Below are 10,007 nucleotides of genomic sequence, written 5' to 3' on the forward strand. Positions count from 1 at the left end.
CACCGTAGCTCGTACAGACACGAACGGCGCGCACGCGTCGAACACTGCAGCTTTGGTTTGGCGCCGGAGAGAACGCAGATTACGCGAGAGCCATCCAAACTTGTTCCGAGGACTCCCCGCACAGTTGTCGGACCATGAGCGCTTTGCACTTGCGGCAACGGTAGTGCTCAAGTGCAACGCGACCCTCGCACTGACCGACCCCGACCAAGGTCATCTCGTCGTTACTAGCGAGACTCGACGAGCGCCCGTCCAGGTTGCTGCATTCCTCACACAGTTCCATGGAAATCCTCCGCAGCCGTCGCTCCCGAGGTGAGCCGGACGGAAAAGATGGCCCGGCGAGCGCACCGCAAAGTCGACGTTGGTAATGCGGCGTGCGTCCAACTCAAATATCCTCCAAACTATGGTGCAGTGCAACAGGTTCTGCTCGGTATATGCACTTCAGAATGCGGGTACCTGCCGCGTAGCGTAGAACGTTGGACGTTTCACACGGAAAACGTTAGTGCTGGAAGCACTTCATGAACAGTCTGACCAACGTCAAGGAGCTGGCACATGGAAGTGAGCACTGAAGCGCTTGTTGAGATGCTTTGCGAAGTCGAGGCAGAAGACCCAATCGCCTATGCGGACCTACCGTTCGGCGAGCGGGAGCTACGACGCCTTGTCATGACTTCGCTGGTGGAGCGGCACCACGCGGTGGAAGCGGCGATGTCGGATTCGGACCTCCAGGCGATGTATCTGCTCAGCACTGCGAAACTTGTTCTCGAAAACTTGGTGCTCCATGCTCGCCTGCTTTTGCTCCAGGGCCAACCAGTCGACGTTCAGTCTGTCCTAGCCTCATACACCCTCAAGGGAAAAAAATGAGGTAGAGGATGGGTGCCGATAGAGTGGCTCATTCAGTCTCCGCCTCTGAGACACCGTACATTTGCCTTCGTGCTTGGGCTAACCGCCCAGGACGAAGGCGAGGTCCTCCAGCGAGGGGGGTTTGATGAGGACGCAGTCGAAGCCGCTTTCTTCGGCTGCAGGGTCCGATGAGGTCCCACTGTAGCCTGTCAGCGCAACCAGACGGGTCGATGAGCATTGCGCACGCTCGCGCAATAGACGCGCCAGTTCATGGCCGCCCATACCAGGCATGTTGATGTCAATGAGTGCAATGTCGGGAATGAAAGACTCGACTATCGAGAGCGCTTCCAACCCCGTCTGTGCGCGCTGGACCTCGGTGGTCGCGCTAAAGGCTCTTGATTTGCCGTTCCCGATTTCTCGCCTTCCGCTTTCGGCGCAGTTGCAATGCTCTTCGACACACGCGGCGGTGCGGGAAACGCTTCAGCAGCCATCAGTTCAGAAGGGAAAAGATTCAGGAACGAACGCGCTTCGTCCGTCGACTTGGTGCCGAGCCAGTCCCTGGTCGGCTGCAATCGCCGCGGCCGTCCTGTCGAATACTCGCCGGCCCAATACACTCTCATTCTGGCCGGCGAAGCTTCAGCGATTAGTGCGCGAAGAAGTCGAGAACCATACGATTGAACTTGTCCGCATGCTCCCACTGCGCCCAGTGGCCGCAGCGATTGAAGATATGGTACTCAGCGTTCGGCATGCCCCAGAGGAGGCGCAGACCGACGTCCATCGGCACGAAGCGGTCATCGCGACCCCAGATGATTAGCGTGGGCGCCTTCACTTCCGACAAGCGATGGCCAACATCGGGGAACTGCTTTGGATTCGCATCGATGCTCTTCACGAAGTTCTCGAGGTGGTCCTTGCGCGCGAGCATGTTGTCGAGGCGGGCCTGAAAGAGGTCTTCAGTGAGGCTGCTCGCGTCATAGACGAACACGTTCATCATCCGCTTGAGGTTCTCAATCGTTGGCACACGATAGAGGCCCTGCAGCAGCTTGATACCTTCGGTCGGCATCGGAACGAACTGGCTCGGGCCGCCCGTTCCGCCCCCCATCAGCACCAGCTTACCGACGCGTTGCGGGTTTGCGAGTGCGAACGCTACCGCCGTATGGCCGCCCATCGAGTTGCCGATGATATGCACGGGACCCTGAACGTCGATGGTATCGAGAAGACCCTTCAGTGCACGCGCATTCAGCCCTGAGCGATTCTCCGTGCAAACAATCGGGTCGCTCTTGCTCCAGCCCGGGCAATCCATGAGGATGACGCGATAGCCCTTCTCGACGAGCGGCTCCAGATTGCGGTTGAAATTCGCCCAGCCGCTTGCGCCCGGGCCAGAACCATGGAGCATGACGACGGTCTCGGGGCCGTTGCCCATATCGTTGTAGTGAATCTGAAGGTCGAGGTCGCCTTCCTTGATGCGAGCGAACTTGCTCGTCGAAGCTTCGGTGAGTGCAGTATTCGTGCTCATACTCGATTCCTGTGAAATTTTAGGTGGTACAGAGCAGCGGCGCTGGCCGCTGCATTCAAAACTACGGCTGGAAGGACCTTAAACCCTGCCCAGCACGCTTTCGAGAGCAGCCATAAGCGCCTGTCGTGCCGTAGCCCGGTCTGATACGCCATCAAGTTGTCGCCACGCCACGTAGCCATCGGGGCGCACGAGCAGCGCGCCAGCTTCTTCAATTTCGCGCAGGCGCTGCCAGTCGCAGTAGACGTCCTGGAAGTCGTCCTTCCCGATTACCACCGTGCGCAGGAACGGCAAATCCAGTTCCTCTGCGGCTTCCGCCCAAGCACTCCCGGAAATGCCCGTAAGGATGGTGAACTTGCCCTTACCGACAACGTCAAGCGTGGACACCCGCGCACCGGTCGAGTTGACGAGCCAGGCGTGTGGGAGCTTGGCGCCCGGTCGGGTCGTCGCCTGAAGATAGAGTTCCGGGTCGCGCTTCCATTCTTCCGGGGACGAATCCGCGTCGGGCACTACGGCGGTGGAAACGTAGCGCTGATTCATCTCGACACCCTGTGCATTGAATTCCTTATTTTTCAGTTCGAGTGCAGCACAGGCGAGGCGGCGAGCGCTCGCTCCTTCAGGTCCTACGTCCCTGAAGCGTGCGATGCCGGCGGCCACAGGGTTCTCTGCACCTTCGACGCTGAACGCCTCTTTGATAAGTGCGTAGTCCTTGCGTGACTGATTTGCTCGCAGCACGATTTGTTTGCCGACGGGTGCGCGCTCGTCCGAATAGCTCTGCAGCAGCTTGTCGTTTGCATAACCCTTAATAACGTACGCAAGCTTCCACGCCAGATTGAATGCGTCCTGAACGCAGGTGTTCAGCCCAAGCCCGCTTGACGGCGGGTGACGATGGGTGGCATCGCCGCCGCAAAGCACGCGCCCCTTCGAACATGACGTCGCGTAAGCCTGATTGACGTACCAGACAGAACTACGCACCAACTCCACATCAAGTTCAGGGTCGCCGACGAGCACACGAATTTTTTCTAGGACGGCCTCGTCGCTCAGGTCCGGGTCACCTTTGGAAATGTCAAAGCCCCACCCCGCAATCCATTGGGTCCACGGCTTGACTGCACGCAGGAGACCGAGACCGATTTCACCGAAGCTTGCGTGCGGGCTGACAATCCAGTGCAAGATGCTGGGGCGGTGTTTTACGTACTTCGACAGGTCGGCGTTGAAGATGACATATGCCGTGCCTGCACGCGCCATCTCGCCCTCAATTTTGAGGTCCAACTCTTCGACGATTTTGGAGCGCGCGCCGTCGGCACCGACAAGAAACTTGGCTCGGACTGAATACTCTCGACCCGTGTTGCGGTCCTGAAGGCGAGCATTCACCCCCGACTCGTCCTGTGTGTGAGACAGATATTCGGTGTTCGTCGCGAAAGACGCACCCCGCTCAGCCGCGTTCGTGAAGAGGATGGGCTCCATCTTCGGCTGAATGAGGTCAACCAGCGGCGATGGACTGCCTTTGACATAGTCGCCATGGCGCTCGTCACCCGTGCCCCATGCGCGGATGCGAATCAGCTCTTCGCCGGCGAGACTGGTTGCAAATAGGCTGTCGCCCATCTGGTCCCACGCCGTCGAGTTGCGAATGACCTCTTCTTCGATGTCGAGGTCACGGAACACCTCCATGGTGCGCTGATTCGTGATGTGGGCACGAGGCGTATTAGCGAGCCAATTCCAGCGCGACACCATGTGAGTACGAACGCCGTAAGTGGCTAGCGCCAATGCGGCCGTTGCGCCCATCGGGCCAGAACCAACAATCAGCACGTCGGTTTCGAATTCAGCGGTGGTACCCATAGTCACATCCTGTGTCTCATCAAAATTATCAAAAATCGCATCCATGGGCACTTGCCACTGGCTGCACACGAAACTTTGCGTGCTGGTCGCCACAAAGGCGCCCCCGTCTTCTTAACGTAGTCTCGTTCTGCGCTGCTGGCCGCGCGCTTAAGCCTGTTCGAGACCGTCGAGCACGTCCTTGCCACGCACGCGGACTGCTTGCTCAGGGAAGGCGAAGGCGATACAGAGCGCGCCGACAGCCGACAGCACGGCGATGCCGATGACGCCTGGCGTCAGACTTCCCGTCGTCGTCTTGATGTAGCCGAGCAAGGGCGGGCTTGCGAACCCAGCGATATTGCCAAGCGTACTGATGAATGCGAGACCGACAGGCGCAGCCTTTTTGCCGAGGTAAGCAGGCGGAATCGCCCAGATAAGGGGGCCGCTCGCGCCGGTTGCGAAGCTTGCAACGGCGAACGAGACGAGCATTAGCGGCAGAGAATGCGTCGACGTGCTCGCAATCAGGCCCAGCGCAATCAGGCAAAAGCAAAGGGCCAGGTGCCAGCGACGCTCCTTGAGCCAGTCAGAACTCCAGCTCAGCAACACGGCGCCAACGAAGCCCATGGCGAGAGGAATTGCCGTAAGCAGGCCAACGTTCACGAGAGAGGCGACGCCACTCTCTTTGACGATGGTTGGCAACCAGAAGAAGAGCAGATAGTTGCTGCAGATTGCCGTGAAGAAAAGGAAGGCAACCATGTAGTTAATCGGGTTCCCGAGGACCTGGCGCAGCACACCCGTGGAATGGTCGGGATGCGTCACCGCCTCCGATGCAAGGTCCGCCTTGATTGCTGCCTTTTCTGCGTCGGTGAGCCATTCGGCTTCTTCCGGCCGGTCGCGCAACGCTTTCAGGCAGACGAGGCCCATAACGCATGCAGGCAGCCCCTCGAGGATAAACACCCACTTCCACCCTTCGAGCCCCCAAACACCGTTCATGCTGCTGAGAATCCAGCCGCTAATCGGCGCCGCGACAGAGCCGGCTGCGGCATTGGCAACAAAGATGACTGCGGTCACGCGAGCGCGCATGCTCGCCGGAAACCAGAACGTCAGATAAAGCACAATACCCGGCAGGAACCCCGCTTCGAACGCACCTACCAGCAGGCGAAGCGTCACCAGATGGCCAACGGTCGTGATGAATGCCGTGGCAGCGGTTGCGAGTCCCCACAGAAACATGATGCGGACAAACGTAATACGCGCTCCCCACCTTGCTAGGAGAATGTTGCTGGGAATCTCACAAAGCGCGTAAGTGATGAAGAACGCTCCGGCCGCAATGCCATACCACGTAGCATTGATGCCCAGCGCGTCACTCATCTGAAGCTTGGTAAAGCCAAGGTTGATACGGTCGATAAATGCGATGCCGTAGCATACAAACAACAAGGGAATAATGCGCCGCCAGACTTTCCGGTAAGCACGACGCTTTATGGCGTCGCTGTCGTTTCCCGAAGCAACATATTCGTTCATGTCTTCCTCCAAACGCGGATTGAATTTTTTTCTTGTGATTGCCGGGCTCGTTATCGAGCCCGGGCATTTACTAACTGCTCTGCTGTGCTTCAGACTGCCTGTTCGTCACGTTGACGAACCAGGTCAAGCGCGACGTCGACAATCATGTCTTCCTGACCGCCAACCATCTTTCGCTTGCCGAGTTCGATGAGAATCGTCCGTGTGTCGAGGCCGTACTGCTTGGCTGCGGCTTCAGCGTGGCGAAGGAAGCTGGAATAAACGCCCGCATACCCGAGACTGAGCGTTTCGCGGTCCACGCGGACGGGACGGTCCTGAAGCGGGCGAACCAGTTCTTCAGCCGCATCCATCAGCGCATACAGGTCGGTGCCGTGGTTCCAGCCGTGCGCGTCTGCTGCGGCGACGAACACCTCCAGCGGCGCGTTGCCAGCACCTGCACCCATGCCCGTCAGGCTTGCATCAACACGAATCGCGCCGTTCTGAACAGCGACGATGGAGTTCGCAACGCCGAGCGAAAGGTTGTGGTGAGCATGAATGCCGCGTTCCGTTTCGGGCTTCAGCACTTCGTCGTAGGCGCGAAAGCGCGCCGCGACGTCATCCATCGTCATGGCCCCCCCGGAGTCGGTCACGTATACGCAATGGGCTCCGTAGCTCTCCATCAGCTTCGCCTGTTCTGCGAGCTTGGCTGGCGCGACCATGTGCGACATCATGAGAAAGCCGGAGACATCCATACCGAGCGAACGCGCGTATTCGATGTGCTGCTTCGAGACATCGGCCTCCGTGCAGTGCGTCGCAACGCGCACGGAGCGCACGCCAAGTTCGTATGCGCGCTTGAGGTCGTGTGCGGTTCCGATGCCAGGGATGAGCAGCGTGGTCAACTTCGCGTGCGAGATGACATCGGCTACAGCTTCAATCCACGCCCAGTCCGTATGGGCGCCAAACCCGTAGTTGAAGCTCGAACCCGAAAGGCCATCGCCGTGAGCGACCTCGATTGCGTCGACCTTCGCAACATCGAGCGCCTTCGCGATGGAGCGGACGTGGTCGAGACTGTACTGATGCCGGATGGCATGCATGCCGTCACGCAACGTCACGTCCTGGATATACAGCTTGGATTTGATTTCGGTGCTCACAGCGCCTCCGCTTTGCTAGTTTCCTGCGCTTGACGCCGCGCGATGCGCTCCGCGGTCGACAACGCCGCAGAGGTCATGATGTCGAGATTGCCCGCATACGCCGGGAGGTAGTGCGCTGCGCCTTCGACCTCGAGGAACACCGTTACCTTCGTCCCGGTGAACCACTGGTCCATTTCGGCGATGTAGAGCGGGTTTTCCTTCGTGTAGTGATGGAACTGCACCTGCTGTTTCAGGCGATAGCCCGGGACATAAGCGTGAACCTTCGCGACCGTCGCTTCGATGGAAGCGGAAATTGCCTCTTCATCGGCGCTGTCGCAAAGTGCGTAGACGGTGTCGCGCATGATGAGCGGCGGCTCGGCCGGGTTCAGGACAATGATTGCCTTACCGCGCTTCGCGCCGCCCACGTCCTCGATTGCTTTTGAGGTGGTTTCCGTGAACTCGTCGATGTTGGCTCGCGTGCCGGGGCCCGCGGAGCGCGATGAAATCGACGCGACGATTTCTGCGTAATGCACCGTCGCCACCTGACTGACGGCGGCGACAATCGGAATCGTCGCCTGCCCGCCGCACGTCACCATGTTCACATTCGGCGCGTCGAGGTTTGTTTCACCGTTCACACACGGCACTGTGTACGGACCAATCGCGGCCGGCGTGAGGTCGATGACGCGCTTGCCGTGCTGCTGCAGGATGGCATCGTGATTCTTGTGTGCACCGGCCGATGTTGCATCGAAGACTATCTTGATGTCTTCGAAGCCCGGCAGGCGCGTGAGGCCGTCGATGCCCTCTGCGGTCGTCGGCACGCCCATACGGGCGGCACGCTTGAGGCCGTCCGATTCAGGGTCGATGCCAACGAATGCACCCATCTCGAGTACATCCGACAGGCGAAGTACTTTAATCATCAGGTCGGTACCGATGTTCCCGGAACCGATGATGGCCACTTTGGTTTTGGACATTGCAAACCTCTTAAACGAATTTAGCCGTGACTTCGCCGAGTCCCGACAGTTGAGCAACGAACGTGTCGCCAGCCGTGACCGGGACCATCGGACCAAGTGCGCCGGTCAACACTACGTCGCCGGCTTTGAGTGGGCGACCGCGCCTTGCCACTTCCCCCGCGAGCCAGACCGCGGCGTTCAAGGGATGGCCAAGACAGGCTGCTCCGCTGCCGGTGGAAACCACATTCGGGCCTGTGGTTACGCCTGCATGCTCGCGTCGCATCGTCATTTGAAGACCGCGCAAATCAAGGTCGTCAATTCGGCGGGCCGGACCGCCGAGGACGAACATGCCCGACGAAGCGTTGTCAGCAACGGTGTCGAAAATCCGGATGTCCCAGTTCGAGACACGGCTACCAACAATTTCGAGCGCCGGCACGACATACGCAGTCGCAAGAATCACATCCGCGATGGTCGGCCACTCGATGTCGAGGTCCTGCCCGAGGATGAGCGCAATCTCAGCTTCAACCTTCGGCTGGTGCAAACGGCTCACTGCGATTTCTTCGCCCTCGCCGGCCGCCATATCTGCGAACAGCATCCCGAAGTCCGGTTGGTCGACGCCGAGTTGCGCCTGTACGACCTTGGAGGTCAGACCAATCTTGCGGCCGACCAGGCGGCGGCCTTGGCCTTCATAGAAGCTCGTGTTGGCATCCTGAATTGCGTACGCCGTATCGACGTCGTCGCGTGTGGTGCGTGTGCGCAAGGGGGCAACCGTCTGCCCGGTCTCGAAGCAATTGCGCAGTTCCGCAGCCAGCGCGGCAACATTCGCAGTATCGAGAGCCGGTCGGTCAATGGTTGCGTCGGACATGGAAAACCTCTTTGAGTGTTGCCGCAGCAAAGTAAATGTCAGGAGAGAACGCCGACTTCGAGTGGGTGGTACCCTCCCCGCCAGTGAAGGAGCGGCGACTTTTCGGCGACCCGCGTACGGAGTACGCGGCCGATGAAAATGGTGTGGTCGCCTGCTTCGACTTCGCGTTCACGCACACACTCAATCCAGCCGAGGCAACCTGAAACTAGCGGAAGACCTTCGACACCTTCCAGCGAATCGACATACGCGAAGCGGTCCAGAGGTTTGCAGAAGATTCGCGAGACATCCTCCTGGTCCGATGCCAGGATGTTCACTGCGAAGTGCGTCGCCTGACTGAAGATGGGATACGAGTACGACGTCGTAGTTAGGCTCCACTGAATGAGCGGAGGGTCGAGCGACAGCGACGCAAACGAACTCACTGTCGCGCCATAAGGTTTGCCCTGTGCATCCAGCGTCGAAATCACGGTGATGCCCGTCGCGAAATGGCCGAGTGCATGGCGAAAGTTAGCCGCGGATATGTCGCACTTGCGCTCCGACGCGGCATCCGTAACGTTGATTGAAGACATGGTTCGCTCCTGTGCAGCGAGCGGTCCGGGAACAGGCTCTATTCGCGGACCACATCGACGTGGTTAGTCCAGAGCGGGCTCTAGCTCTTTGACTGAGCTAGCCGTGATGTCTTTGCCCACTTCCGGCTGGCCTGCGAGTGCCAATGCGTTATCCACGAGGCGCTGCATGTCCGGGCTCTGGTTGCTCAGGTAGTTCATCGCGAGATTGCGGACGGGGTCGCCGGCGTAATAGCGCTCGTACTGCACGAGGCGTTGGCCAAACGCTTCGCCCGCGAGGTCCCAAGCGAGCTTGAAGAGACGCACTCGGTCGACGGACGGCATGCCGCCTGCACCCTGGTAGTACAGCGCGAGGTCATCGGAAAGCTCCGGAGCCCGGAAATCGGCTCCGCTCGGCATAAGCATGAAGCCGCCCGCCCCGATGGTCTGCAGGACTTCGATGACACGCGGATACGCAGTGGGAAGCATCGTCCGGATTGCCTGCAAAGGAGCAAGCGACGGCCGGATAGTGCCCACGTCCGACAGCTCGGACTCGTACTCAGAGCGCACGAGCGCGCTTTTGACCTGCTCGATGTAACCGAGCAGTTCGCCGAGCATCTGCTGAACGTGGAGGAACTGGTCAGCCTTAATGGACTTCGCCACAGCGATGGCGAGCCCGACCGAGAACTGCATCTTCACGAGCGCACGGGTATTTGTCTGGTGCGCGGTGTGATTGCGAAGTAAGCGGCCGGGCAACCCATCTTGAGGATCGGTAAAGCTCTTGGGAGTATCGTGTCCACTTAACGAATAAGCGGACACGTGAACACTATCGAAGAAGTGACACCCTCCGAACGTCGACGCCGGCGA

At 59.3% G+C, this 10,007-nt stretch carries 10 protein-coding genes; 1 reads left to right on the plus strand and 9 read right to left on the minus strand.

Going from position 1 to position 10,007, the window contains the following annotated elements; genetic code table 11:
- The first annotated feature begins 549 nt into the window (after positions 1 to 549).
- Entirely contained in the window at positions 550 to 858 is a 309-nt protein-coding gene (locus tag VSR72_RS09000; RefSeq protein ID WP_342952017.1) for a hypothetical protein, read from the plus strand.
- 78 nt (positions 859 to 936) lie between these two features.
- On the opposite strand, the gene VSR72_RS09005 is transcribed toward VSR72_RS09000, so the two are convergent.
- The 9 genes from VSR72_RS09005 to VSR72_RS09045 all read right to left on the minus strand — a co-directional run.
- A complete protein-coding gene (locus VSR72_RS09005) occupies positions 937 to 1,251 on the minus strand; it encodes a response regulator (RefSeq protein WP_342952052.1) in 315 nt (104 codons plus the stop codon).
- Positions 1,252 to 1,480: 229 nt separating this feature from the next.
- Positions 1,481 to 2,350, minus strand: a complete 870-nt coding sequence (locus VSR72_RS09010) for an alpha/beta fold hydrolase (RefSeq protein ID WP_342952018.1) — start codon at positions 2,348 to 2,350, stop codon at positions 1,481 to 1,483.
- Positions 2,351 to 2,428: 78 nt separating this feature from the next.
- Entirely contained in the window at positions 2,429 to 4,228 is a 1,800-nt protein-coding gene (locus VSR72_RS09015) for an FAD-dependent monooxygenase (protein ID WP_342952019.1), read from the minus strand.
- A gap of 102 nt (positions 4,229 to 4,330) precedes the next feature.
- The gene (locus VSR72_RS09020) at positions 4,331 to 5,677 is read right to left on the minus strand and encodes an MFS transporter (protein WP_342952020.1); all 1,347 of its coding nucleotides are present in this window, start codon (positions 5,675 to 5,677) and stop codon (positions 4,331 to 4,333) included.
- A gap of 89 nt (positions 5,678 to 5,766) precedes the next feature.
- Entirely contained in the window at positions 5,767 to 6,804 is a 1,038-nt protein-coding gene (dmpG, locus tag VSR72_RS09025) for a 4-hydroxy-2-oxovalerate aldolase (protein ID WP_342952021.1), read from the minus strand.
- Positions 6,801 to 7,754, minus strand: coding sequence for an acetaldehyde dehydrogenase (acetylating) (locus tag VSR72_RS09030; protein ID WP_342952053.1), 954 nt, complete (start codon positions 7,752 to 7,754; stop codon positions 6,801 to 6,803). Before VSR72_RS09030 ends, dmpG begins: the two co-directional genes overlap by 4 nt.
- A 10-nt stretch (positions 7,755 to 7,764) precedes the next feature.
- The gene (locus VSR72_RS09035) at positions 7,765 to 8,598 is read right to left on the minus strand and encodes a fumarylacetoacetate hydrolase family protein (protein WP_342952022.1); all 834 of its coding nucleotides are present in this window, start codon (positions 8,596 to 8,598) and stop codon (positions 7,765 to 7,767) included.
- A 38-nt stretch (positions 8,599 to 8,636) separates the two neighbouring features.
- Complete coding sequence (locus VSR72_RS09040) at positions 8,637 to 9,164, minus strand: flavin reductase family protein (RefSeq protein ID WP_342952023.1); 528 nt, start codon at positions 9,162 to 9,164, stop codon at positions 8,637 to 8,639.
- A 63-nt stretch (positions 9,165 to 9,227) separates the two neighbouring features.
- Positions 9,228 to 10,007 (minus strand): 4-hydroxyphenylacetate 3-hydroxylase C-terminal domain-containing protein (locus tag VSR72_RS09045; protein ID WP_342952024.1); only part of this gene is annotated, 780 nt, incomplete at its 5' end.

Origin of the sequence: Paraburkholderia sp. JHI869, assembly GCF_038900775.1 — a bacterium.
Lineage (GTDB): Bacteria > Pseudomonadota > Gammaproteobacteria > Burkholderiales > Burkholderiaceae > Paraburkholderia.

Coding starts and splice junctions, on each gene's coding strand:
- VSR72_RS09000 (WP_342952017.1), top strand. CDS start 550: ATGGAAGTGAGCACTGAAGCGCTTGTTGAGATGCTTTGCGAAGTCGAG.
- VSR72_RS09010 (WP_342952018.1), bottom strand. CDS start 2,350: ATGAGCACGAATACTGCACTCACCGAAGCTTCGACGAGCAAGTTCGCT.
- VSR72_RS09015 (WP_342952019.1), bottom strand. CDS start 4,228: ATGGATGCGATTTTTGATAATTTTGATGAGACACAGGATGTGACTATG.
- VSR72_RS09020 (WP_342952020.1), bottom strand. CDS start 5,677: ATGAACGAATATGTTGCTTCGGGAAACGACAGCGACGCCATAAAGCGT.
- VSR72_RS09030 (WP_342952053.1), bottom strand. CDS start 7,754: ATGTCCAAAACCAAAGTGGCCATCATCGGTTCCGGGAACATCGGTACC.
- VSR72_RS09035 (WP_342952022.1), bottom strand. CDS start 8,598: ATGTCCGACGCAACCATTGACCGACCGGCTCTCGATACTGCGAATGTT.
- VSR72_RS09040 (WP_342952023.1), bottom strand. CDS start 9,164: ATGTCTTCAATCAACGTTACGGATGCCGCGTCGGAGCGCAAGTGCGAC.